General features: G+C 70.6%; 24 protein-coding genes. 9 read left to right on the top strand and 15 right to left on the bottom strand.

The window, feature by feature from the left end:
- The 7 genes from LXN57_RS09770 to LXN57_RS09740 form a co-directional block, all read right to left on the bottom strand.
- Nucleotides 1-1,188, bottom strand: a complete 1,188-nt coding sequence (locus LXN57_RS09770; RefSeq protein WP_251797709.1) for a pilus assembly protein TadG-related protein — start codon at nucleotides 1,186-1,188, stop codon at nucleotides 1-3.
- A gap of 47 nt (nucleotides 1,189-1,235) precedes the next feature.
- Entirely contained in the window at nucleotides 1,236-1,595 is a 360-nt protein-coding gene (locus LXN57_RS09765; protein WP_251797708.1) for a TadE/TadG family type IV pilus assembly protein, read from the bottom strand.
- A 109-nt stretch (nucleotides 1,596-1,704) separates the two neighbouring features.
- A complete protein-coding gene (locus LXN57_RS09760) occupies nucleotides 1,705-1,923 on the bottom strand; it encodes a Flp family type IVb pilin (protein WP_251797707.1) in 219 nt (72 codons plus the stop codon).
- Between the two features lie 90 nt (nucleotides 1,924-2,013).
- On the bottom strand, nucleotides 2,014-2,430 hold the full coding sequence (locus tag LXN57_RS09755) for a response regulator (protein WP_251797706.1): 417 nt from the start codon (nucleotides 2,428-2,430) through the stop codon (nucleotides 2,014-2,016).
- Nucleotides 2,431-2,563: 133 nt separating this feature from the next.
- Complete coding sequence (locus LXN57_RS09750) at nucleotides 2,564-3,487, bottom strand: siderophore-interacting protein (protein WP_251797705.1); 924 nt, start codon at nucleotides 3,485-3,487, stop codon at nucleotides 2,564-2,566.
- Nucleotides 3,488-3,557: 70 nt separating this feature from the next.
- Entirely contained in the window at nucleotides 3,558-5,090 is a 1,533-nt protein-coding gene (locus tag LXN57_RS09745; protein ID WP_251797704.1) for a tyrosine-protein kinase domain-containing protein, read from the bottom strand.
- Nucleotides 5,091-5,182: 92 nt separating this feature from the next.
- Nucleotides 5,183-5,596 (bottom strand): MarR family winged helix-turn-helix transcriptional regulator, encoded by a 414-nt coding sequence (locus tag LXN57_RS09740; RefSeq protein ID WP_221379625.1) that lies wholly within the window; start codon nucleotides 5,594-5,596, stop codon nucleotides 5,183-5,185.
- 101 nt (nucleotides 5,597-5,697) lie between these two features.
- On the opposite strand from LXN57_RS09740, the gene LXN57_RS09735 reads away from it, so the two are divergent.
- Nucleotides 5,698-6,507: an alpha/beta fold hydrolase gene (locus LXN57_RS09735; protein WP_251797703.1), complete on the top strand. Its 810-nt coding sequence runs from the start codon at nucleotides 5,698-5,700 to the stop codon at nucleotides 6,505-6,507.
- Between the two features lie 415 nt (nucleotides 6,508-6,922).
- Here LXN57_RS09735 and LXN57_RS09730 read toward each other — a convergent pair whose 3' ends face one another.
- Nucleotides 6,923-7,225, bottom strand: coding sequence for a protealysin inhibitor emfourin (locus tag LXN57_RS09730; RefSeq protein ID WP_251797702.1), 303 nt, complete (start codon nucleotides 7,223-7,225; stop codon nucleotides 6,923-6,925).
- Between the two features lie 260 nt (nucleotides 7,226-7,485).
- Here LXN57_RS09730 and LXN57_RS09725 point away from each other — a divergent pair, with 260 nt between their 5' ends.
- Nucleotides 7,486-8,502 (top strand): LacI family DNA-binding transcriptional regulator, encoded by a 1,017-nt coding sequence (locus LXN57_RS09725; RefSeq protein WP_251797701.1) that lies wholly within the window; start codon nucleotides 7,486-7,488, stop codon nucleotides 8,500-8,502.
- Here LXN57_RS09725 and LXN57_RS09720 read toward each other — a convergent pair.
- Nucleotides 8,489-8,896 (bottom strand): VOC family protein, encoded by a 408-nt coding sequence (locus tag LXN57_RS09720; protein WP_221379621.1) that lies wholly within the window; start codon nucleotides 8,894-8,896, stop codon nucleotides 8,489-8,491. The genes LXN57_RS09725 and LXN57_RS09720 overlap by 14 nt on opposite strands.
- Before the next feature lie 10 nt (nucleotides 8,897-8,906).
- Nucleotides 8,907-9,395 (bottom strand): helix-turn-helix transcriptional regulator, encoded by a 489-nt coding sequence (locus LXN57_RS09715; protein ID WP_251797700.1) that lies wholly within the window; start codon nucleotides 9,393-9,395, stop codon nucleotides 8,907-8,909.
- Between the two features lie 63 nt (nucleotides 9,396-9,458).
- Here LXN57_RS09715 and helR point away from each other — a divergent pair, with 63 nt between their 5' ends.
- The gene (gene helR / locus LXN57_RS09710; protein ID WP_251797699.1) at nucleotides 9,459-11,600 is read left to right on the top strand and encodes an RNA polymerase recycling motor ATPase HelR; all 2,142 of its coding nucleotides are present in this window, start codon (nucleotides 9,459-9,461) and stop codon (nucleotides 11,598-11,600) included.
- Here the strand turns inward: helR and LXN57_RS09705 are convergent.
- The 5 genes from LXN57_RS09705 to LXN57_RS09685 all read right to left on the bottom strand — a co-directional run bounded on the left by LXN57_RS09705 (nucleotide 11,544) and on the right by LXN57_RS09685 (nucleotide 15,751).
- Entirely contained in the window at nucleotides 11,544-12,179 is a 636-nt protein-coding gene (locus LXN57_RS09705; RefSeq protein ID WP_251797698.1) for a response regulator transcription factor, read from the bottom strand. The two genes, helR and LXN57_RS09705, sit on opposite strands and share 57 nt — an antisense overlap.
- A 14-nt stretch (nucleotides 12,180-12,193) precedes the next feature.
- Entirely contained in the window at nucleotides 12,194-13,507 is a 1,314-nt protein-coding gene (locus LXN57_RS09700; protein ID WP_251797697.1) for a sensor histidine kinase, read from the bottom strand.
- A 62-nt stretch (nucleotides 13,508-13,569) separates the two neighbouring features.
- A complete protein-coding gene (locus tag LXN57_RS09695) occupies nucleotides 13,570-14,391 on the bottom strand; it encodes an ABC transporter permease (RefSeq protein ID WP_251797696.1) in 822 nt (273 codons plus the stop codon).
- Nucleotides 14,388-15,113 (bottom strand): ATP-binding cassette domain-containing protein, encoded by a 726-nt coding sequence (locus LXN57_RS09690; protein WP_251797695.1) that lies wholly within the window; start codon nucleotides 15,111-15,113, stop codon nucleotides 14,388-14,390. Before LXN57_RS09690 ends, LXN57_RS09695 begins: the two co-directional genes overlap by 4 nt.
- Nucleotides 15,114-15,208: 95 nt before the next feature.
- Complete coding sequence (locus LXN57_RS09685; RefSeq protein ID WP_251797694.1) at nucleotides 15,209-15,751, bottom strand: hypothetical protein; 543 nt, start codon at nucleotides 15,749-15,751, stop codon at nucleotides 15,209-15,211.
- A gap of 288 nt (nucleotides 15,752-16,039) precedes the next feature.
- On the opposite strand from LXN57_RS09685, the gene LXN57_RS09680 reads away from it, so the two are divergent.
- From LXN57_RS09680 to LXN57_RS09655, 6 genes are all read left to right on the top strand, one after another.
- Nucleotides 16,040-17,353: an extracellular solute-binding protein gene (locus LXN57_RS09680; RefSeq protein ID WP_251797693.1), complete on the top strand. Its 1,314-nt coding sequence runs from the start codon at nucleotides 16,040-16,042 to the stop codon at nucleotides 17,351-17,353.
- Between the two features lie 59 nt (nucleotides 17,354-17,412).
- Nucleotides 17,413-18,297 carry a carbohydrate ABC transporter permease gene (locus tag LXN57_RS09675; RefSeq protein ID WP_251797692.1) on the top strand — a complete coding sequence of 295 codons (885 nt, stop codon included), beginning with the start codon at nucleotides 17,413-17,415 and terminating at the stop codon, nucleotides 18,295-18,297.
- A complete protein-coding gene (locus LXN57_RS09670) occupies nucleotides 18,294-19,175 on the top strand; it encodes a carbohydrate ABC transporter permease (RefSeq protein WP_251797691.1) in 882 nt (293 codons plus the stop codon). Before LXN57_RS09675 ends, LXN57_RS09670 begins: the two co-directional genes overlap by 4 nt.
- 35 nt (nucleotides 19,176-19,210) lie before the next feature.
- Nucleotides 19,211-21,442, top strand: a complete 2,232-nt coding sequence (yicI, locus tag LXN57_RS09665) for an alpha-xylosidase (protein WP_251797690.1) — start codon at nucleotides 19,211-19,213, stop codon at nucleotides 21,440-21,442.
- Between the two features lie 71 nt (nucleotides 21,443-21,513).
- Complete coding sequence (locus tag LXN57_RS09660) at nucleotides 21,514-22,539, top strand: carbohydrate kinase family protein (protein WP_251797689.1); 1,026 nt, start codon at nucleotides 21,514-21,516, stop codon at nucleotides 22,537-22,539.
- Nucleotides 22,529-23,851: a family 4 glycosyl hydrolase gene (locus LXN57_RS09655; protein WP_251797688.1), complete on the top strand. Its 1,323-nt coding sequence runs from the start codon at nucleotides 22,529-22,531 to the stop codon at nucleotides 23,849-23,851. Before LXN57_RS09660 ends, LXN57_RS09655 begins: the two co-directional genes overlap by 11 nt.
- Nucleotides 23,852-23,959: the final 108 nt, after the last annotated feature.

Here is a 23,959-nt window from a genome sequence, read left to right as displayed (position 1 = left end):
TCATCCCGTACGCCCGATGACCGTGGCGCCGAAGTTCGGGCCCGTGCCGAACGTCGGACTGTCGAGGGGCACGAGCGTCTTGGTGAAGTAGCCGAGGATGCACTGCGACAGTCCGCACAGCGCGCTCTGCAGCAGTCCCGGCAGACCGCCGTTGAGCAGGCTGCCGACCCCGCTCAACAGGCCGCCGAGCAGGCTCGTGTAGCCGGTGAAGACGAACGGCGCGAACCCGGCGATGCGATAGGCGGGCGCGAGCGACAGCAGGCCCTGCACCTCGTCGTAGATGGGCACGAGCACCGGCTGCCGGCTGGCCAGCTGGGCCTGCAGCCGACCCGCGCACGGAATGCCCTGGGTCAGGCCGGAGAGCAGGAACGAGCGGGGCAGATCACCTACCTTGAGCGTCAGCTCGCAGTTGGCGTCGGGTGGGGAGAGGTCGTTGTCGGCCAGCCAGACCCAGCCGCGTGGCTCGGTCAGGTCGATCGGTGAGGTGCAGGACGGAAGCGGAAGTAAGACCTTCGCCGATGTCACCATGGGGATGGCGCTCTCGGCGGCCGCGGTCGGCGCGGGCAGGCCGAGGACCGAGTAGAGGCCGAGCTGACTCAGCAGGGGACTCAACGGGCCGTAGAAGGTGGACCCGTTGGCCGTCATGCGCTTCCAGTCGCACATCGAGATGCCCATCGCGAGCACCTTGGTGATGCCCGGCGGTCCCCAGGCCACCCGCCCGCAGGCGCCGGCCATGACCCCCGAGCTCACCGAACCGGACATGGCACTGGCGAAGGCCGGTGGAAGCAGGGTCGAGGTTCCCGTACGGGTGGACGTGCGCACTTCGACCGAGGTGCCACCGGTGACGGTGGTGGGCGGGCACGCGCCCGGGCTCTTCCACGCGGTGCACAGGGCGGTCTGGTTCGACAGGCAGATCTGCGCGTCGGCCGACCCGTCCTTGGTGTTGCGGTTCGCGTAGTCCGACGCGACCAGGCTCTGCTTGGCCATGGTGCAGTCGGCGGGCTTCTGGACGCACCGGGACGCGATCGTCCACGAGGCGGCGTCGGCCCCGGTCTGCAGCTCCTGGCGTTCGAGCGCGATCTGCCCGACATCGATGACGAGCGCGCCCATGGCGATGACGACGCCGGTGCTCACCATCACGGCGAACAGCGCCGCCACAACGCCGTGCTCGGAGCGGGTACGCCGCAAGGCCCGTCGCCAACCGCGACGGACCTGGAGGAGGGGAGGCTTGCGGGTCAGCCCGTGCATGCCATGACCCCGCTGGCTCTGAGCGTGGTGAGACTGGCCGTGCTGCCGTAGTACTGCATCAGCACGAACACGGGCGTGAGCGCCGTGAAGGGCTGGGTCGCGGTCACCGACGCGTCGGCGGTCACCGCGGATCCGCCGGTGCAGAGGGTGCTGGTCACGGCGGCATCGGTGCCGGCGACGCTTTGCACCTTGGCTGTCACGGTGGCGGAGGTGCCGTTCAGCGCGGCTGTACGCGCGCCTTCGCGGACGGCGGCGGTGAGTAGAGCCTGCTGCTGGAGGGCCCGGCCGAAGTCGATGATGCCGAACAGCACCAGCAGGATCAGCGGCAGCACGATGGCCGCCTCCACCGCGGCCGCGCCCTCCTCGCCCCGGGCCGACCGACGCGCGGTGCGCGGCCTGGGGCTGAGGAGACTACGAACGGCGGTGAGCACTGCCGTGACTACCGGCCTTTCATCCTTACGCCGGCATCTTGATCTTGCCGGCGACAGCGGTGAACAGAGCGCTGATCTGATTGCCGAACGTCGTGGCGCCGACGATGATGACGACGGCGACGAGCGAGATGAGCAGGCCGTACTCGACGGCGGTCGCGCCCTCGTCGCCCTTCTTGGCCAGACGCTCGCCGGCGCTGGTCAGACGCGACTGGAGGTAGGCAGCGACGTAGTGGAAAGGCAGCATGGGGTCCCCCCGGATCATCTGGCCGGCCGGGTTCTCCCGGCCTGTGCCCTATGAATCGGAACCGGCCGGACCGAATTGAGCCAGGTCAGGTCAGGGTGCAGGGGCGTTGCTGTTGTTCTGGGCCAGGACCGACCTCAGAGTGCCGGCCAGCTGCTCGGCCGTGAACGGCTTGGCGATGAAGGAAGCCCCGCGCTTGATGATGCCCCGGCGGATCGCGATCTCCTGCGGCATGCCGGAGATGTAGACCGTCTCCATGCCCGGCCGGACGGCCTGCGCCGAGCGTGCCAGCTCGCCGCCGGAGACGCCGGGCAGGCCGAGGTCGGTCAGGAGCACGTCGATCTTCCCCTCGTGCACCTTGCACTTGGTGATGGCGCTGACCGCGTCGTTCGCGGCCAGCACCTGGAAGCCGCGCAGTTCGAGCATCTGCGTCGTCATGTCGCGCAGGTCCTCGTCGTCCTCCACGAGCAGGACGACCGGACCCTGCTGGGGCGCCGAGGTGTTCCACATGTCTTCCTCCTCGGGCTCTGTGGAGCCGGGCCCTTCAGGCGCGGCTCAGCTGACGGCCGCACGCGGACGTGGCCTCACCAAAAAACGCTAGGCGAAAAGCCACACCGCCGGAGGAATCCGGCGGAAACGGGTCTTAGTTGCCTTCCGCCCGTCCGAGACGCCAGTACCCCATGAAGGCCACCAGGCGCCGGTCGACACCGCACTCGGCGACCAGGTGGCGGCGCAGCAGCTTGATCATGCCCGCCTCGCCGGCCAGCCAGGCGTAGAAGCGGCTCACGTCGGTGACCTCCTCGGGCACCTCCCAGAGCACGTCGTGGTCGACGTCCACGTCCTCGAGCTCGACGGGTGGACCGACCTGCTCGTCACCGAGGATGCGGCGGCTGGCCGCGCGTACGGCGGGAATGAGCTTGGCGCCGTAGGCGTCGTCGTCGCGGGCGAGCCAGGTGACCCGCACGCCCGCCGGGGCGGTCAGCTGCAGCGCGTCCCCGGCCGAGGGCACCTCGAGCAGCACCTCGCCGCGCGCGTCGGCGGGCAGACCGGCCAGAATCCCGGCGATGGCCGGCACCGCCGTCTCGTCACCACCGAGCAGGATGCAGTCCGTGTGAGCCGGCGGGTGGAAGTCGATGCCCCCGTGCACCCCGTCGAAATCGGCGTTCGGGCCCAGCAGGTACGCCGGGGTGCCCGGGCCGGCCTCGGCGGCGAACCGCGAGGCGGGGCCGTTGACGCCGTGCAGCACCATGTCGATGTCGACCTCCCGCAGCTCGGGGCGGACGGCGCGCACGGTGTACGTACGGATGGGATTGCGGTGCTCCTCGGGCAGGGCACGCCACTGCGCGTACCAGTCCTCGCTGGTCGGCAGGTGGGCCAGCCCCGAGCCGGGCAGCGGCGGGATCAGCTTGATCCGCTGGTCGAAGCCGTTGTCGGCGAAGCGGTCGAGCTCGTCGCCGGTGAAGGTCACCCGGACGAAGCGGGGGCTCAGCCGCCGCACCTCGCGAACCTCGGCGGCGAAGAACCGCCACGGCACCGTCGCCACGGCCGGGTCAGCGGTCTGAGTCACGGGGGCCTCCAGGGGGACTGTGCAAGGTATGGCTAACCTAACCTGTCCCTCCCGGTGGCCACCACCCGGGTCATTCCTCGCTCTTCGCCTCGGCAGCCGCCTTCGCCTGCACCCGGGCCTCGGCCTCGGCCTTGGCGGCGGCGGACGTGTAGACGCGCGGCTTGGGGATGGCCGCCTTCGCGCTGACCGGCTTCGCCTTCTCCGCCGAGTCCGGTTGCTCCGGCGCCGGTTCTTCCGGTTCTTCCCGGGGCGGCGGCGCATGCTCGGCTGGGCCGTCCAGAACCTCGAAGCGGTCGGTGCGGCCCACCTGATCGCGAGGGCGCAGGCCGCCGTCGCGCTCGGGCAGCCCGATCAGCACCGCCGAGACGCGGCCCGGCGCGACGTGCTCGAGCTCGGCGGCGACCCGGACGGCATCGGCCCGGGTGGCCCGGCGATAGTCGGTGACCACCAGGATCTGGTCGGCGCAGGCGGCCGGCCCGAGGCCGTCGGCCACCTCCAGCAGGGCCGGCGAGTCGAGCACCACGACGTCGCACTGCTCCTTGAGCTCGTGCAGCAGGCCGGTGAGGCCGCCCCCGGCGAGCAGGTCGGCGCTGTTGTCACGCTCGGCCCCCACGGCCAGCACCCGCAGGTTGACGATGGCGCCGGCCGCGAGGGTCTCGGTGAGCCGGTGCCGGCCGGTCAGCACGTTGGTCAGCCCGCGGTCGCGGGACAGATCGAACATCAGATGCAGCGCGGGCCGGCGGACGTCGGCGTCGACCAGCACGACCCGGCGGCCGGACTGGGCCAGCGCGACGGCCAGGTTGGCGGCCGTGGTGCTGCGGCCCTCGCCGTCGCGGCCACCGGCGATCAGCACGGTTGCCGGGCGCCCCAGCAGCGGTTCGAGGCGGGCGCGCAGGTACCGGTAGGCCTCGGCGTCGGCCGAGCCGGGGGAGCGCAGCATCACCGGCAGCGGCGCGCCCGGCCCCCGCGAGCGCCGCGCCCGCGGGATCGTGGCCAGCACCGGCAGCCCGGTCTGCTGCTCGTAGTCGGCGCGCCCGCGCAGCCGGTCGCGGCGGCGGGCCACCGCGTACGCGCTGATCAGGCCCAGCAGCAGCCCGGCGACCGCACCGGCGGCGAGCCAGAGCCAGAGCGGACGCCGCTGTTCCTCAGCCGGGCCGGCCGGCGAAACCAGGGTGGCCGCGGTGCCGGACTGCACGGTCGTGGTGTTGCGATACCGCACGTACTCCTCGGCGACAGCCTGCGCCCGCCGCTGGGCGGTGGCCGCGTCGCCGCCGGTGTAGGCGATGGTGATCGCCGCCCCCTGCTCGGCCGGCTCCACGTCGAGGCCGTCGGCCAGGTCCGTCTCGGCCATGCCCAGCTCTTCGGCGGCCGCGCGCAGGACGGTGCCGGAGCGGGCGATCTCGCGCTCGGTGCCGGCGTCGACGGGCACGGGCGCGAAGCCGGCCCGCTGCTTCGGCCCGGCCACGGCGGTCGCCGTCGATCGATGCCCGACGGGCTCGACGCGCCTCAGCGCACAGGCCCCGGCGGTGATCAGAACGGTCACCAGGATGATCCACCACCCGTACCCGCGCAGAAGTCGCGCGGATCTGCCGTTCGTCGTCATGCCGGGCCGCCCTCCCCGTGATGCCGCTGCTCGCAGCCTACGACCGGATCATCGGACCTCGCCAGATCAGCGGCTGTCGGCTACGGGCGCGCTCACCCCGGCTCGGCCGCTTTGAGCAGCAGCCGGTGGAGGGTTTCCCGCTCGTCGGCGCTGAGCTGCCCGAGCGACTCGGTGAGGACGCCGTCGACCGCCTCGCCGCCGGCTCGCCGGAGTTCGTCGCCGGTCGCGGTGAGCTGGTGCTGGACCTTGCGGCCCGATCCCTCGACCCGTTCGAGGAGCCCGCGGTCGACCATCCGCTTGGCCAGTTCGCCCATCGACTGGTCGGTCTGGAAGGTGAGCTCGGCCAGCCGGTGCAGCGAGGCGCCGGGGTTGGCGTGCAGGTGGCGCAGGGTGTCCCACTGCACCAGCGACAGGCCCAGCGGGGCCAGGCGGCGATTGGCCTCGCGGTGGTGCCGCCACTGGAGCCGCTTGACGGCCAGGCCGACCTGCTGCAGAGAAGCGCTCATCCCGGGAGGCTACTGCAAGGTTGCGTATATAAGGAACCTGACCTAAGGTTCCTTATATACGCAACCCGAATCGTCGTCATCACTGCCCAGGAGCCGTTCGCATGACCGTCCATTCACTCACCGTCCCGGGCATCGGCTCCGTCGACCTCGCCGTTACCGAGCGCGGCACGGGCCACCCGTTCCTGCTGCTGCACGGCGGTGGGGGGCCGCTCACCGTCACGCCCTGGGCCGACCGGTTCGCCGCGGCCGAGCACGCGCATGTGCTCACCCCGGTCCACCCCGGCTTCAACGCCACCCCGCGCCCCGCCGCGCTCGACTCGATCGCCGGGCTGGCCGCGACGTACGTCGCTCTGCTCGACGCCCTCGACCTGCGGGACGTCACGGTGGTCGGCAACTCGATCGGCGGCTGGATCACCGCCGAGATGGCGCTGCTGCGCTCACCCCGGGTCAGCGGTTGCGTTCTCGTCGACGCGGTCGGCATCGAGGTGCCCGGTCACCCGGTCGCCGATTTCTTCTCGCTCACTCCCGCCGGGCTCGCCGAACTCAGCTACCACGACCCGCGGACGTACGGTGTCGACCCGGCTGGGCTGCCCCCGCAGGTTCGTGACGCGATGGCCGGCAACCGCGTGGCCCTCGAGGCTTATGCCGGCCGCGCGATGACCGACCCGACGCTGGCCGGCCGGCTGGGCGGGGTGAGCACCCCGACCCTGGTCGTCTGGGGTGAGGCCGACCGGATCGGCGACCCCGACTTCGGCCGGGCCTTTGCCGACGTGATCCCTGGCGCGCAGTTCACGATGCTTCCGGAAGCCGGTCACCTGCCGCAGATCGAGACCCCCGACGCGCTCAGCAGGGCGGTGTGGGCGTTCGCCGACGCGCACGCCACCAGGAAGCCCGCACGCCCGTCGGCGTAGGCGCACATTGGCCGCCTCCAGCCAAAGTGTGGATCTTCGTGGTCGGCCCGCCACGGGAGCGTCCGATGTCTTCGCGCGCCGGTGATCACGCCATCTGCGGCCCTGGACCGGCTGCGACGGCAGCAACGGTGCCGGCACAGCCCACTCCTCGTTGGTCAGATCGCCACGTGCCGCACCCGTTCAACGATCGACGTCGATGATCTAACAGGCGGAGTCCTGCGGCACCCGACGACATGGAGCGGTCGACGACGACCCAGGCCGATCCGGAGCGCGGGCGGCCAAGGACGCCGACGGCATCCGCGCCAGGATGAAACGTCTGGTAAGCCTTGCGGTTCGATGGTTGGTGGTGTGGTGGCGAGCTCGGCGGGCGATTGAGCCGAGCGGTTCGGTCGCTTGTGGTGCGGTGGCGCGGAGGTCAGTGCGCGATGCCGGCCAGGAGCTGGAGCAGCGGCTGGAGGGCGGGTGGGACGGACGCTTGCGAGACGGTGCCGCGCCAGTGGTCGTCGCCGCGGGTCAGGACCAGGTCGTAGCGGAACAGGTCGGCGCCGCCCGTGGGGTGCCGGGTGCTGCGCAGGGTGGCGAAGTCCAGGGTGGACATCACCTGGCGGAGGCGGGCGGACTCGGCCGGCGGCAAGGTGCGCGAGTCGGCGACGGCGCTCAGCGGCCGCCCGGTGAAGCCGCCGGTGCGGTGGAGTTCCGCGCGTACGTGCTCGGACAAGACGTTGCTCCCGGTCGAGGTGGTTCAGGGGGCGTTCGGCAGCCGCGAGGGGATTGCTCCGGCCGTGCGTGGAAGGGGCCACCTTCGTGTTCGACCGTAGCGCCGCGGGCCTCGCTCCCGCGTGACCCTGTTGCTGCTCGCGGTGGAGTGGGGCCGGTGGACACGACATTTACCGGCATCTATGGTGAGCGGAGGGATCGTCGAAGCGCTTCGACGATCGGGGTGGGCTGAGTAGTGTGAGCAGCGGATGAGGGGGGCGGATGGCGACGATCAACGACGTGGCCCGGGCGGCCGGCGTGTCACCGAGCACCGTGTCGTACGTTTTGAGCGGTCGCCGGCCGATCTCGGCGCAGACCCGTGAGCGGGTGCAGGCGGCGATCGCCGAACTGGGCTTCCACCCGCACGCCGGGGCGCGGGCGCTGGCCAGCAGCCGCACCAACGTGCTGGCCCTGGTCGTTCCGCTGCGTACCGACGTCAACGTGCCCGTCATCATGCAGTTCGCGACGGCCGTGGTCACCGCCTCGCGCACCCACAACCACGACGTGTTGCTGCTGACCAAGGACGAGGGTACGGCCGGCCTCGAACGGGTCGCGCACAGCACCATGGTCGACGCGCTCATCGTCATGGACGTGGAACGCGACGACGTGCGCATCCAGGCTCTGCGCCGGCTGAAGCAGCCCTCGGTGCTGATCGGGCTGCCGGCGGACCCGGCCGGGATAGTGTGCGTCGACCTGGACTTCGAGGCGGCTGCGGCCGAGGCTCTGCGGCACCTGGCGTGGCACGGGCACCGCAAAGTCGCCCTCGTGGGTCCGTCGCCCGCGGTGTACAAGCGCGGGACGACGTACGCCGAAAGGTTCTTGACCGGTTTCACCATCGGCTCGGCGGAGCTGGGCCTCGAGACGATGACCCACCCGTGCGAGCCCGACCGGGAGGGCGTGCGGGCCTGCCTGGCCGACGTCGACGCGCAGCTGCCGGGGGTGACGGCGCTGGTCGTGCACAACGAGGAGGCGCTGCGCATGGTGCTCGAGGAGCTGCAGGCGAGCGGGCGGCGCGTCCCCGCGGACATCTCGGTGGTGGCGGTCTGTCCGCGGGACGTCGCCCTCAACATGCCGTTGCCGCTGACCTCGGTCGACATCCCGGCCCACGACGTGGGCGGGCTGGCCGTGGCCACGGCGATGAAGCTGCTCGACGGGCGGCCGACCGAGAAGGTGCGGCTGCTGCCGCCGACGCTCGTCGAGCGTGGCAGCACAGCCCCGCTCGCTCCTACTGCTGGTTGATGCGCACCATGTTGCCGGCCGGGTCGCGGAAGGCGCAGTCGCGCAGTCCGTACGGCTGGTCGATCGGCTCCTGCACGACGTCGCCGCCGGCCTTCTGCACCTGCTCGAACGCCTCATCGACGTTGGGCGCGCTGAGGACGATGCTGGCGTAGCTGCCCTTGGCCATCAGCTCGGCGATGGTGCGCTTCTCGTCGTCGGTGAGGCCGGGGTCGACCGTGGGCGGGTGCAGCACGATCGAGGTCTGCGGCTGCCCGGGCGGGCCCACGGTGATCCAGCGCATGTCGCCGTACCCGACGTCGTTGCGCACTTCGAAGCCCATCGTGTCGCGCCAGAACGCGAGCGAGGCCTCGGGGTTGTCGGCCGGAAGGAACGTGTTGTGAATGGTGAGGTTCATGCCGACCACGCTATTGGCCGGGGGCGGCCGTTGCTTCTCGATTCCTGATCGGTCTGGTGGCCTGCTTGACCACGCAGCCCGGCAGGCCCTCGGCCTGGGACTGCTCGGCGGTGAACCGGCGGTAGGCGCTGGGCGACATGCCCACCAGCTCGCTGAAGCGGGTGCTGAACGTGCCGAGGGAGGAACACCCGACCTCGAAGCACACGTCGGTGACGGACAGGTCGCCGCGGCGCAGCAGGGCCATGGCGCGTTCGATGCGGCGGGTCATGAGATAGCTGTACGGCGACTCGCCGAAGGCGGCCCGGAACTCGCGGCTGAGGTGACCGGCCGAGAGGTTGACGCCGCGGGCCAGGGCCTCGACGTCGAGCGGCTGGGCGTAGTCGCGGTCGATCCGGTCGCGGACACGACGAAGGAGCTTCAGGTCTTTGAGCCATTGCTGATGTCTGGCGTCCTGCGCCGTACCTCGCGTCGGCGGAAGGGAATCCGCACCTCTCGCCATGTTTAACGTATAACACAAAGGGGGTCTTGCCGCAAGGCCCCGGTGACGGCGCAGAATCGCTGCGTGACCAGCGCTTTTGTGGTATCTGAGGCCAAAGCCGATCCGGCGCTCATCGCGGACGACGAGAAACACTTCGCGGCGATCGAGGCCAGCCTCGAGCGGACCATCGCCGAACTGAACGACCGGCTGGAGGTCGAGCGGAGGGCGCCCGCGGGCAAGGGGCGCCAGGCCGTCGACCGCGACGACGCGGTGCGGCGGCTGACCAGCCGGCTGCGCGCGTTGCGGCGCTACAGCCTGGACATCTGCCTCGGCCGCATGGTGACCGGCTCGTCCGCGGTCTACATCGGGCGTTTCGGGCTGACCGACAGCGACGGGCAGCGGCTGCTCGTGGACTGGCGGTCGCCCGCGGCCGAGCCGTTCTTCGGGGCCACCCACGCCAACCCGATGGGGCTGGACAGCCGGCGGCGCTACCGCTGGACGGGCGGGCGGATCACCGACTACTGGGACGAGGTGTTCACGCCGGACGCGCTCGAGGGGCATGCGGCGCTGGACGACCAGTCCGCTTTCATCGCGAGTCTGGGCAGCAACCGCTCGGCCCGGATGCGGGACGTGCTGGGCACGATCCAGGCCGACCAGGACGCGATCATCCGGGCCGGGTCGGCCGGCGCGCTCGTCGTCGACGGTGGTCCGGGGACGGGCAAGACCGTGGTGGCGTTGCACCGTACGGCGTATCTGCAGTACGCCAACCCCCGGCGCGTGCTGTTCGTGGGGCCGCACGAGCCCTACCTCGCGTACGTGTCGGACGTGCTGCCCAGCCTGGGCGAGGACGAGGTGCAGACGTGCACGTTGCGCGATCTCGTGCCCGGCGGCGCCTCGTTCGCCGAGGAGACGGACGTGTCGGTGGCGCGGCTCAAGGCGTCGGTGGCCATGGTCGGGGCGATCGAGGCCGCGGTCCGGTTCTACGAGGAGCCGCCCGCGCAGGGCATGCTCGTCGAGACGGACGACGACGAGATCCGGCTGACCGCCGACGACTGGGCCGAGGCGTTCGCGGCTCCGGGGCCGGGCACGCCGCACAACGAGGGGCGGGAGGAGGCCTGGGCGGAACTGCTCACGATCCTCGAGGCGAAGTACGCGGGGGAGGAGCCGGCGGATCTCGTACGGAAGGCTTTGCTCGGCAATCGTGCCCTGGCGTCCGCGTTCCACCGGGCGTGGCCCGTGCTGGCGCCCGACGACATCGTCGCTGATCTGTGGTCGGTGCCGGCCTATCTGCGCAAATGTGCCCCCTGGCTGAGCGCCGCCGAGATCAAGAGCTTGCGGCGTACGGAACCACGCGCCTGGACGCAGGCCGACCTCCCGTTGCTGGACGCGGCGCGGCACCGCGTCGGCGATCCGGGAACGGCGCGGCTGCGGCGGCAGCGGGAGTCGGCGGTGGCCGCGCAACGGGCGGGCATGTCGCGCGTGCTGGACGACCTGGTCGCGTCGCGCGAGTACGACGACGGCGAGGGTCTGATGTGGATGCTGGTGCAGCAGGACCTGCGGGACGTGCTGGTCGACGACGCGGCCGTGCCCAGGGCCGACCCGGACCGACTGGCCGGGCCGTTCGCGCACATCGTGGTGGACGAGGCTCAGGAGCTGACCGACGCCGAGTGGCAGATGCTGCTGCTGCGGTGCCCGTCGCGCAGTTTCACGATCGTGGGGGACCGGGCGCAGGCGCGGCAGGGGTTCACCGAGTCGTGGGCGGAGCGGCTGGCCCGGGTGGGTCTGGACCGGGTCACCCTGACGTCGCTGACCATCAACTACCGTACGCCGTCGGAGATCATGGACGCGGCGGCGCCGGTGATCCGGGCGGTGCTGCCGGACGCCAACGTGCCGGTGTCCATCCGCAGCAGCGGGGTGCCGGTGCGTTACGGGTCCACTTCGGAGTCGGCTGCTGTCGTCGACGGCTGGCTGGCGGCGCACGCGGAAGGAATCGCCTGCGTGATCGGGGATCCGTCGTTCCCGGCGGCGCCGCGGGTGCGATCGCTGACTCCCCAGTTGGCCAAAGGTCTCGAGTTCGACCTCGTCGTCCTGGTGGATCCGCAGCGTTTCGGGGCGGTCGACCGCTATGTCGCCATGACCCGGGCGACCCGGCAACTGATCATTCTCACGTCAGCCACGGAGATGGCGCAGGACGGCCAGGACCCGGCGGTTGTCGCTGTCGGATGACGGCAGGCCGAGCTTCGCGAAGATGTTCGCCACGTGCTTCTCGACGACCCCGGGGGTGATGACCAGGGCGGCGGCGATTCCGGCGTTGGACCGTCCCTCGGCCATCAGGGAGAGCACCTCACGCTCGCGCGGGGTCAGCCCGGCCGTCGTCTGACCGGCGCGCATCAGGTGGCGGACCACCTCGGGATCCAGGGCGGTGCCGCCGGAAGCGACCCGGGTCAGCGCGTCCACGAAGTCGGCGACGTCGGCCACCCGCTCCTTCAGCAGGTAGCCGACGCCGCTCGGCCGGTCGGCGAGCAGGCGGCCGGCGTAGCGGGTCTCCACGTATTGTGAGAACACCAGCACGCCGACCCCGGGATGGTCGCGCCGGATGTCGATGGCGGCGCGCAGGCCCTCGTCGGTGTGCGTCGGCGGCATCCGGATGTCGACGATGGCCACGTCGGGTGCTGTCTCCTGAACGGCCGCCCGCAGTGCTTCGGCGTCGGCCACCGCGGCCGGCACCTCGAATCCGCGGTCGGTGAGCAGCCGGACCAGACCCTCGCGCATCATCGCGGCGTCCTCCGCGATCACCACCCGCATGCTGTCGCCTTCCCTCATACGTACGTGGGCAGTTCGATCCCGATCCGGGTCGGGCCGCCGGCCGGGCTGTGCACGCGCATCCGGCCGTCCACCACGGCGATGCGGCGGGCCAGGCCGGACAGCCCGGGACCGTCCGGGTCGGCCCCGCCGACGCCGTCGTCCTCGACGTTCAGCGTCAGGTGGCCCCCGACGCTTGGCGTCCTTCTCCCGGTGACGGACAGGCCGATCCGGGTCGCCCGGCTGTGCTTGGCCGCGTTGGCGAGCAGTTCGGAGGCGCAGAAGTAGGCGATGGTCTCGATCGCGGCCGCCGGGCGGCCGGGCAGGTCGACGATGACCGTGACGGGTATGGCGCTGCTCGTGGCGAGGGTGGCCAGTGCGTCGCCGAGGCCGTTGTCGAGCACCGGCGGATGGATGCCGCGCACCAGTTCGCGCAGCTCGGCCAGGGCGTCCTTGGCGCCCTGGTGGGACAGCGCCAGCAGTTCCCGGGCCTGTTCGGGGTCGTCGTCGAGCTTCTCCCTGGCCATGCCCAGGTTCAGGGCGAGCGTGGCCAGCCGGACCTGCGCGCCGTCGTGGAGGTCGCGTTCCAGCCGGCGCATCATCGTGGCCGCGTCGTCGATCGCCTGGGCCCGGCTGGCCTGCAGCTCGCGCACCCGCTCGGCGAGCCGGGGCGGACCCAGCAGCCGGCGCATCGCGGCCACGTCGGGCGTCGTGCCGGCCCGCATCAACCACGGGGCGACCAGCAGCATGGCCAGACCGGCGGCGGCGATGATCAACGTGCCGCCGAACGTCCGCGTGCCCAGCGTGCCGAACGGCGTGAGCGCGCGCACCGGGTCGAGGGTCGTGCCGGGCGGATGGTTGCGGAACAGCGGCCACCACACCGGATAGCTGAGGTTGACCACGCCGAACACGTAGCAGAAGGCGCCGTAGCCCTGGGGGATCGCCAGGGGCACCTTGAGCAAGCCGTACCCGAGGGCCCGCCAGCCCGGCCCGTCGGCGATCCGCCGGCCGCGCCGGGGCGGCGGGGCGTCCACCTGCTCGTCGAGCAGCCGGCGCGCGAGCGTGCGGTGCACGGCGCCCAGCGCACGCCCGGCCGGTGTGGCCAGCACGACCAGGAGCGCGATGGTGAGCGGGAAGAGGACCAGGAACACCGGGGCGACGACCGGCGCCGACTGGCCCGACATGGCTCCGGTGGCCCAGAGGATGAGGGCGGCCGCACCCGGCACGATCGCCGGGACGGCCAGGATCGCGACCGCGCTGACCACGCCGGCGACACAGAACACCGTCCGGCGCAGGGCCAGGGTGGTGAACGGGGCGCGCAGCGCGGTCATCGGCCCATTGTCGTCGGTCACGCGTCGCGCCGCGTGTCGCGTGTCGGGCTGCCTGGCGTCGGTCACGCGTCGCGCTGCCGTAGGAGCACGCCGCCGACGAGGATCGCCACCGCCGCGTACCCGCCCATCAGAAGCACGCTGACCGCGCCGGAGAACAACCCGGCGCCCGGCGTGATCACCGCGACCGAGTTGAGCAGCATCAGCAGCGGGACGAAGCGGCCGATCGCGACGCCGCCCTCGCCGAACAGGCCGGCCACGATCGTCGGGACGAACATCAGGGCGAACAGGACGCCGATCGCGGCGCCCGAGTGCCGCAGGATCGTGCCCAGGCCGATGCCGATCAGCGCCGTGGCGCTCAGGTAGAGGCCGGTCAGCAGGACCGCCCGCAGGACAGGCGGATCCCCGAGGGAAGCGGCTGGAATGGCCGTGCCCCGGATGGTGAGCTGCCCGCCCAGATAGCCGGTGAAGCTCGCGACCAGGCCGACGGTCGTCGTCGCGAGGCCGCACACGGCGGCCTTCGCGGCGAGAACGACCCGGCGACGCGGCACGGCAGCGAACGTCGAGCGGATCATTCCGGTGCTGTGCTCGCCGGTCATCATCAGCGCGCCGAGCGCCCCGAGCAGCAGCTGGGCAAGGATCGCCCCGCTGAGGCTGTTGTTGAGGATCTGCGCGGTGGTGGCGACCGGGGTGTGCGACCGGTAGCCGAGACCCACACCGATCCCGGACGCGGCCATCGAGGCCACCGCCGCGATCGCCAGCCACCACGCCGACCGGACGCTGCGCAGCTTGATCCATTCCATCCGCGCCGCCTGACGGAATCCGTAGCGGCCTCTGCTCCTCCCGTCTTCGCGGTAGTCGGTCGCCTTCGTGGTGATGCCGTTCATGATGCTGTCCCTCCGCGATAGTCGGTGGTCTGCGAGGTGAGCCGGAAGAACGCGTCCTCCAGGCTGTCGTCAGTGGCCGCGAGCGCGGCAACGGTGGTCTCGGCCAGCAGGCGGCCCTGGCCGATGACGACTAGCCGGTCCGCGGTCAGCGCCATCTCGGCGATCAGGTGGCTGGACACGAACACCGTCCGGCCCTCGGCGGCGAGCCCGCGCAGCAGATCGCGAATCCAGCGGATGCCCTCCGGATCGAGCCCGTTGACGGGCTCATCGAGCAGGAGGATGCCCGGGTCACCGAGCAGAGCCACGGCGACGCCGAGCCGCTGCCGCATGCCGAGCGAATAGGTGCCGGCTCGTCGGGCGGCTACATCGGACAGCCCGGCAATGCCCAGCACCAGTTCGACCCGGGAACTTGAGATGTCGTTGCCGGCCGCCAGAGCGGCCAGGTGCGCCCGGGCACTGCGTCCAGGATGGAACGCGCCGGCGTCGAGGAGCGCGCCGACCGTCCTCAGCGGCCAGGTGAGCTCCGGGTACCGGACGCCGTCGATCAGGGCCTGGCCGTGGTCCGGCGCATCCAGGCCGAGGATCATCCGCATCGTCGTCGACTTGCCGGATCCGTTAGGGCCCAGGAAGCCGGTCACCACACCCGGCTGGACCTGGAAGCTCAGCTCGTCCACGGCGACCCGGCCGCCATATCGTTTGGTCAGTTCCCGTAGTTCGATCACACAGACGACGCTAGGCAGCGCCGTAGCTGGTCAGAAGCCGGAAACCCCCCGACCCGGCCCGGGGGTTTTCACCCCCGCCGCCGCCGGAAGGCGCGTCAGGTTGCCGCCGGGGACGGCTCGGTGCAGCGGGTGAAGTCGATGCCGTAGTCGGCGACGGACGGGCCCTGACAGGTCTGCCGGGTGACCTGCTTCGGGCCGAAGCCGTCCCGGCGGGAGTCGGTGACGACCTCGGTGCGGCCGTCCGCGCCCGCGGTGTAAGTGACCGGGATCGGAGCGCCCTCGACAGTGGGGCGGGTGACCTTCAGCCGGGCCGGGTGGCCGGCCTGGGCGGCGTCGACGAAGCAGCGGGCGGGGTTGTCGGGCAGCGTGTCGCCCTGGTCCAGCACGAAGGTGCCGCAATCGATCGCCGCGGGCACGCCCTGGCCGGGGCTGAGGGTGGTGCTGGGGCCGCCGGATCCGCGCGCGGGCGGCCGCGGGCCGAGGCTCGGGTCGACGAACGGCGCCGACGGGGAGACGTACGCCGGCAACGTCGCGGTGGCCGGACCCACCCGGTTCGGCGGGTCGCTCGGCCCACCACAGGCGGCGAGCGCGCCGACGGTCAGCAGGAACGGCGTCACCAGGACGGCGGGTTGTTTCATCGAACACCCTCTCGGCTCGTGGAGTCGGGCACTTGGACGAACCGTCCGCGCGATCGGTTGCCTCGCCCCGGGCCGTGTCCGTGGGGCTTGGTCCGCTCGTCGCCGTCGAGGCCGGCCGGGCGATCACGGTCTTGGAAATGTCTTCGTCACACCGTTGACATCTGTGCGGGGCGGAGCCTAGCGTCCTGTCAAAGTCCCGCGTCGAAGCGCTTCGACGATTTCGCTCTGGCACCTGTGGGCGCATCGTCGAAGCGCTTCGACGGAGCCCCTCCCGGAGGACGAAAAGACATGATTCGATCGCGAGCCGGTCTCTCGGCCGGTGCCCTCTTGCTTGCCACCTCGCTCGCCCTTGCCGCCTGTGGCGGCTCGGGGGACTCGTCGTCCGACGAGGGGAGCGACGCCAAAGTCTTGAACCTTTGGCACTACGAAGGCCCGAACAGCGCCATGGGTGTCGCCTGGAACAAGGCCATCGAGGAGTTCAAGACCTCGCACCCGGGCGTCGAGGTGAAGTTCGAGGAGAAGAGCTTCGAGCAGATCCAGCAGAACGCCCAGATGATCCTGAACTCCGACAGCGCGCCGGACATCATGGAGTACAACAAGGGCAACGCCACCGCGGGGCTGCTGTCGAAGCAGGGCCTGCTCACCGACCTCACCGAGGAGTCGGGCAAGCGCGGGTGGGACAAGGCCCTCAACTCGAGCCTGCAGACGACCACGAAGTACGACGACGACGGCATCATGGGCTCGGGCAAGACCTACGGCGTGCCCAACTACGCCGAGTACGTCGAGGTCTACTACAACAAGGACCTGTTCAAGAAGTACAACCTGCAGGTGCCGACCACGCTCGACGAGTTCACCAAGGTGATGGACACGTTCGTGCAGAACAAGGTCACCCCGCTCGCGGTCGGTGGCGCCGAGTACCCGGCTCAGCAGATTCTCTACTCGCTGGCGCTGTCCAAGGCCGACCGGGCCTGGGTCGACGACTACCAGCTCTACAAGAACAAGGTCGACTTCAAGGGTCCGCAGCTCAAGTACGGCGCGGACACCTTCAAGCAGTGGGTCGACAAGGGGTACATCGCCAAGAACTCGGCCGGCATCAAGGCCGAGGACATGGGCGTCTCGTTCACCCAGGGCAAGTTCCCGATCATGATCTCGGGCTCGTGGTGGTACGGCCGGTTCGTCAACGAGATCAAGGGCTTCGAGTGGGGCACGTTCCTGTTCCCCGGCAACAAGCTCCACCCGGGCTCCAGCGGCAACCTCTGGGTGGTGCCGGAGAAGAGCAAGGCCAAGGCGCTGGCGTACGACTTCATCGACATCACCATGAAGCCGGAGATCCAGGCGCTGCTCGGCAACAACGGCGGCGTGCCGGTCGCGGCCGACGCCTCGGCGATCACCGACCCCAAGAACAAGGAGCTCATCGAGAACTTCAACAAGGTCTCGAGTGCGGACGGCCTCGCGTTCTACCCGGACTGGCCGGCCCCCGGCTACTACGACGTCCTCGTCGCCGGCGTGCAGGGCCTGATCAACGGCTCCAAGACGCCCGACCAGGTGCTCGACGAGATCGCCAAGCCGTACAACGAGAACCTCGCCGACCTCGGCAAGTGATCAGGGCACGGGCGGGTCTTTCACAAGAAGGCCCGCCCGTGTGCCGAGAGAGGGCAAACATGAGGCGCAAGGGGTACTGGCCCTTCCTGATCCCGGGCGTGCTGGCCAGCCTGCTGGTGATCGTCGTGCCGCTGGTGATGACCGTCTACACGAGCTTCACCAAGTGGAACGGGGTCGGCGAGCAGCGCTGGATCGGGTTCGACAACTACACGCGGCTGTTCGAGGACTCGCTGTTCTGGGGCTCGTTCAGCAACATTCTGCTGCTCATCCTGGCCATGGCCGTGGTGCCGACGCTGCTGGGGCTGTTCCTGGCCGCGGTGCTGTTCGACTACGTGGCCAAGAAGTTCAGCAACCGCTGGGCGTCGCTGTTCCGGTCCGGGTTCTATCTGCCGCAGATCATCCCGGTCGCGGTCACCGGCATCGTCTGGGGCTGGATCCTGCACCCCGAGTACGGCGCGCTCAACAAGATCCTCGAGTCGATCGGCCTGGGCTCGCTGGCCCACAACTGGCTCGGCGAGCCGGGCTCGGCGCTGTACAGCGTCATGGGCATCATGATCTGGGTTCAGCTGGGCTACCCGATCGTCATGTTCATGGCCGGGTTGCAGCGGGTCGACCCGGAGCTGTACGAGGCGGCCGACCTGGACGGCGCGTCCTGGTGGCAGCGCTTCCGGAAGATCACCGTTTATCTGATCCGGCCCGAGTTCTACGTCGTGCTGGTGACGACCACGATCGCCGCGCTCAAGATCTTCGGGCCGATCTTCGTGCTGACCGGCGGCGGGCCGAGCAACGCCACGCTCGTGCCGAGCTACTTCGCGTACAAGAACTTCTTCGAGAAGGCCCAGGTCGGGTACGGCTCGGCGATCTCCACGGTGCTGACCGTGCTGATCATCGCGCTGTCCATCGTGTTCCTTCGCCTGCAGAACCGCGCGGAGCGTAAAGCATGACTCTCACCGCAAATCGGGCACCGGCCAAGACCGACCCGGCAACACCGGCGGCGAAGCGGGCAAACCCCCTTCGGTTCGTCATCCTGGCGGCCCTGCTCGCGCTGTTGCTGATCGTCGTGGCGCCGCTGCTCATCATCACCATCAACGCGGTGAAGAGCCCGGCCGACTACGCCACCGGCGGGCCGCTGTCGTTGCCACCGCACCTCTACTGGGACGGCATCGTCGACTTCTGGAACCGGGTCGACTTCGGTCAGAAGCTCTGGAACAGCTTCATCACCAGCTTCACGGTGGCGGTGCTCGGCGTCCTGCTGTCGGTCCTCAACGCGTACGCGCTGGGCATCGGCAAGGTGAAGGGCCGGCTCTGGTTCCTGGTGTTCTTCCTGGTCGCGAACCTGCTGCCGCAGGAGGTGCTGGTGTACCCGCTGTACTTCCTGTCCAAGGAGGCGCAGCTCTACGACAGCCTGATCTCGATCGTCATCATCTTCACGGTCATCCAGGCCGCCTTCGGCACCTACCTGCTGACCTCGGTCTACCAGGAGTTCCCGACCGAGCTGCTGGACGCCGCGGACGTCGACGGGGCCGGGAAGCTGCGCACCCTGTGGAGCGTCGTCGTGCCGGTCAGCCGGCCCACGCTCGGCGTGCTGTTCACGTTCTTCTTCATCTGGACGTGGAACGAGTTCTTCCTGCCGCTGGTCTTCCTGGTCTCGAACGAGAACCAGACCGTGCCGGTGGCTCTCGGTGTGCTGCAGGGCGACCGCCTGATGGACGTGACCATGACCAGCTCGTCCGGCCTGATCGGCATCCTGCCGGCCCTGCTCTTCTTCCTGATCTTCCAGCGCACGCTCACCCGCGGCATCACTGCCGGCGCCATCAAGTAGCCAGCCGAAGGCTCCTGAGAAAGTAAAGGACCTCCATGAAGTTCACCGACGGGTACTGGCTCAAGCGCGAGGGCCTCACGGTCCTGCACCCGGCCCAGCTGCGGGACAGCCAGGCCGACGAGAAGGCGCTGACCGTCTGGGCCTCGACCAAGCCGGTACGCAGCAGGTCGGACACCCTCGACACCCCGCTGATCACCATCCGGGTCGAGGCGCCGATGCCGGACGTCATCCGGGTGACTCTCGGGCACTTCCTCGGGAGCGTGCCGAAGGGGCCCACCTTCGAGATCGCGACCGAGGACCACGAGGTCACGGTGTCGGGTGTCTCCTTGACGTCGGGCAACCTGACCGCGCGTTTTGACGCCGGCGAGAGGTGGGGCCTCGACTTCGTCGCCGAGGGCAAGCGGCTCACCGGCACGGGCTGGCGCGGCATGGGCATCGTCGACAGCGCCGACGGCGAGCACTACGTGCACGAGCAGCTCGATCTGGGCGTGGGCGAGGCCGTCTACGGGCTCGGGGAGCGCTTCGGCCCGTACGTGAAGAACGGCCAGAGCATCGACATCTGGAACGAGGACGGCGGCACCAGCAGCGAACTGGCGTACAAGAATGTGCCGTTCTATCTGACCAACCGCGGGTACGGCGTCCTGGTGGACCACCCGGGCAAGGTGTCGTTCGAGGTGGCCAGCGAGATGGTGTCGCGCACCCAGTTCAGCGTGGCCGGGCAGTCCCTGTCCTACCTGATCGTCTACGGCCCCACCCCGGCCGACATCCTGCGCAAGTACACCGCGCTGACCGGTCGCCCGGCCCTGCCGCCGGCCTGGTCCTTCGGGCTCTGGCTGACGACGAGCTTCACCACGCCGTACGACGAGGAGACGGTGACCTCGTTCGTCGACGGGATGGCCGAGCGGGACCTGCCGCTGAGCGTCTTCCACTTCGACACGTTCTGGATGCGCGAGTTCCACTGGTGCGACTTCGAGTGGGACCCGGCGATCTTCCCCGACCCGCCGGGCATGCTGAAACGGCTGCACGACCGCGGCCTGCGGACCTCTCTGTGGATCAACCCGTACATCGCGCAGCGCTCGGCGATGTTCTCGGAGGGGCTCGAGAACGGGTACCTGCTGCGGAAGGCCGACGGCGACGTCTGGCAGTGGGACAAGTGGCAGGCCGGCATGGCCCTGGTCGACTTCACCAACCCGGCCGCGCGCGAGTGGTACGCCGCGAAGCTCGCCGCCCTGGTCGAGATGGGCGTCGACGCCTTCAAGTCGGACTTCGGCGAGCGGGTGCCGACCGATGTGGTGTGGCACGACGGCTCCGATCCCGAGCGGATGCACAACTACTACACGCAGCTCTACAACCAGGTCGTCTTCGACGTCCTCGCTTCCTTGAGAGGTGCGGGCGAGGCGGTCTTGTTCGCGCGGTCGGCCACCGTCGGCGGCCAGCAGTTCCCGGTGCACTGGGGTGGCGACAACTCCGCGACGTACGAGTCGATGGCCGAGAGCCTGCGCGGCGGTCTGTCCCTGATGAGCTCGGGCTTCGGCTTCTGGAGCCACGACATCGGCGGCTTCGAGGGACGGCCCGACCCGGCCGTCTTCAAGCGGTGGATCGCCTTCGGGCTGCTGTCGTCGCACAGCCGCCTGCACGGCAACCACTCCTACCGGGTGCCGTGGCTGTTCGACGACGAGTCGGTCGAGGTGCTGCGCTTCTTCACGCACCTGAAGCACAGCCTCATGCCGTACCTCTGGGAAGCCGCGCGGCAGGCCCATGAGCAGGGCCTGCCGGTGATGCGCCCGATGGTGCTGGGCTTCCCGGACGACCCGGCGGTGACCTACGTCGACCGGCAGTACCTGCTCGGCGGCGACCTGCTGGTGGCGCCGGTGTTCAGCGAGGGCGGCGAGGTCAGCTACTACGTGCCGGCCGGGCGGTGGACGAGCTTCCTGACCGGCGAGGTCGTCGAGGGGCCGGGCTGGGTGCACGAGACGCACGGCTTCGGCAGCGTGCCGTTGCTGGTGCGGCCGGGTGCGGTCATCCCGATCGGCAACCGGACCGACCGGCCCGACTACGACTACGCCGACGGCGTGACGCTGCGGGTGTTCGAGCCGGCCGAGGGCAGCACGTCCGTGCGGGTCGGCGAGAGCACGTTCACGGTGACGCGGGACGACACGGCGATCCGGGTCGAGCGCTCGGGTCCTTCGCTGCCCTGGCGCGTGGAAATCGCCGGGGGCGCGTCGGCCGACCTCGGCGCCGGCGAAGCGAGCTGGGTGGCCGGCTAGAACGGGCAAGGTGGGGCTCGCCACCCTGGTCAGCGGGCCCCACCACCCGTCGTGCGGCATAGGATCTCCAGATGAACCCGGCACTGGACCTGTTCGTCCCAGGTGTCGTCTTCCTCGACATCGTCTTCACCGGGCTCGAGGGTGTTCCCGAGCCCGGCACCGAGGTGTGGGCCTCCGGCATGGGCTCCTGCCCGGGCGGCATCGCCAACCTCGCGGTCGCCGCGTCCCGCCTCGGCCTGCGCACCGGGCTGGGCACGGCGCTGGCGACCGACGCGTACGGCGATTTCTGCGCCGACATCCTGTGCGGGCAGGAGAACATCGACCTGGGCGCGTCCCGCCGTATCGACGGACACTCGCCGGTCACCGTCTCGCTCGCGTACGACCGGGACCGCAGCATGATCACGCACGGGCACCCGTTGCCGCTCAACGCCGACGGGCTGGTCGGCGAGCTCCCGGCCGCCCGGGCCGCCTCGGTCTCGCTCACCAGGGACCGGCTGCCCTGGGTGCGCCGGGCCCGGGAGGCGGGGACGCTGGTCTTCGCCGACGTGGGCTGGGACGCCAGCGCCGAATGGCCGGCCGAGGTGCTCGACATGCTCGAGGACTGCCACGCCTTCGTGCCCAACGCGGTCGAGGCCATGCAGTACACCCGGGCCGCCACCCCGTCAGCGGCGCTGGAGAAGCTGGCCGGACTGGCTCCGGTCGTCGTCGTGACCTGCGGCGGCGACGGGGTGCTGGCCCACGACGCCCGCACCGGCGAGACCGTGCACGTGCCGGCCGTACCGGTGCCGGCCCTCGACCCGACCGGCGCCGGCGACGTCTTCACGGCCGGCTTCATCCTGGGCAGCCTGCGCGACTGGCCGCTGGCCCAGAGCCTGGCGTTCGCCAACCTGATCGCCGCGCTGTCGGTGCAGCACTTCGGGGGATCGCTGTCCGCGCCCGGCTGGGGCGACATCGCGGACTGGTGGCGCGGCGCCCGGTCGTCGTCGCCGGCCGGGCGGTACGCCTTCCTCGACGACGTCATTCCCCGCGGCGAGCAGCGCACGGTGCGCCGCGCGACCGCCACGATCGCCCGGCTGTCGGACGCCCATGCCCGGTAAGCGACTGGTCATCCTGGGCGGTGGCGGATTCCGGGTGCCCCTCGTCTACGGCGCGCTGCTCAGCGGCGACTCCCCGATCTCCGAGGTCGTGCTGCACGACGTCGACGGCTCGCGGCTGACCGCGATCGGGCGGGTGTTGCGCGACCAGGCCGGCGGAACCGGGGGCGCGCCGGCGGTCGAGGCCACGACCGACCTGACCGAGGCGCTGACCGGGGCCGACTTCGTCTTCAGCGCGATCCGGGTGCACGGGCTCGAGGGGCGCGTGATCGACGAGCGGGTGGCCCTCGGCGAGGGCGTGCTGGGGCAGGAGACGGTGGGGGCCGGCGGCATCGCGTACGGGCTGCGGACGGTGCCGGTCGCGCGGGCCATCGCCCGGCGGATCAGCCTGGTCGCGCCGGACGCCTGGGTCATCAACTTCACCAACCCGGCCGGGCTGGTGACCGAGGCGATGGCGGAGTTCCTGGGCGACCGGGTGATCGGCATCTGTGACTCGCCGTCCGCGCTGGCCAGGCGGGTGGTGCGCGCACTTGGGCTGACGCGGGCAACGGCGACTGTCGAGTACGCCGGCCTGAACCACTTGGGCTGGCTGACCGCCGTACGGGAAGGGAAGCGTGACCTGCTCCCGCAGCTGCTGGCCTCGCCCGCCCTCGAATCCTTCGAAGAAGGACGGCTGTTCGGAGCATCACGGCTCCGGTCGCTCGGGGCCGTGCCGAACGAGTACCTGCACTACTACTACGACAACGAGGCAGTCGTGCGCGCTTCGCTGGCGGCCGGGGAAACCCGCGGCGAGTTCCTGCTTCGCCAGCAGCGTGACTGCTACAAGACGCTGACCACGACCGAGGGCGACGCGTACGAGGCCTGGGACGCGGTGCGGCGTCAGCGCGACGCGACATACATGGCGATGGAGGGCCTCGGCGAGCGCGACGACGCCGAGGGCGGCGGCTACGAGGACGTCGCCCTGGCGCTGATGCTGGCCATCGCCCAGGACGCGCGGCAGGAGCTGATCCTGAACGTCCGCAACCGGGGCACGCTGACCGACCTGGACGACGACGCCGTGGTCGAGGTGCCGTGCGTGGTCGACGGGTCCGGGGCGAGGCCGCTGCCGTCGGGCGGGTTGCCCTCGCACGGCGTCGAGCTGGTGCGGCGCATCAAGGCCACCGACCGGGCCGTGCTGACCGCGGCCGAGACGGAATCACGGGTGCTGGCCGTGCGGGCGATGGCCGCCCACCCCCTGGTCGATTCGGTGCCCGTGGCGCGCCGGCTCATCGCCGCCTACCAGGAAAAGCTGCCGGAGCTGCGCTACCTGAGCTGAGCGTCACCACTGGCGGTGACGTCAGACCCCAGCTATGGCGTCGGTCCCGTCCTCGATCCGGCCGGGCCGATCCGGGTGAACGGAATGTGCATCAGCGGTGAATGTCCG

Origin of the sequence: Paractinoplanes hotanensis (assembly GCF_023717965.1) — a bacterium.
Classification (GTDB): Bacteria; Actinomycetota; Actinomycetes; order Mycobacteriales; family Micromonosporaceae; genus Actinoplanes; species Actinoplanes polyasparticus.
Note: the sequence above shows the minus strand (reverse complement) of the source record. Positions and strands in the feature narration are given on the sequence as shown.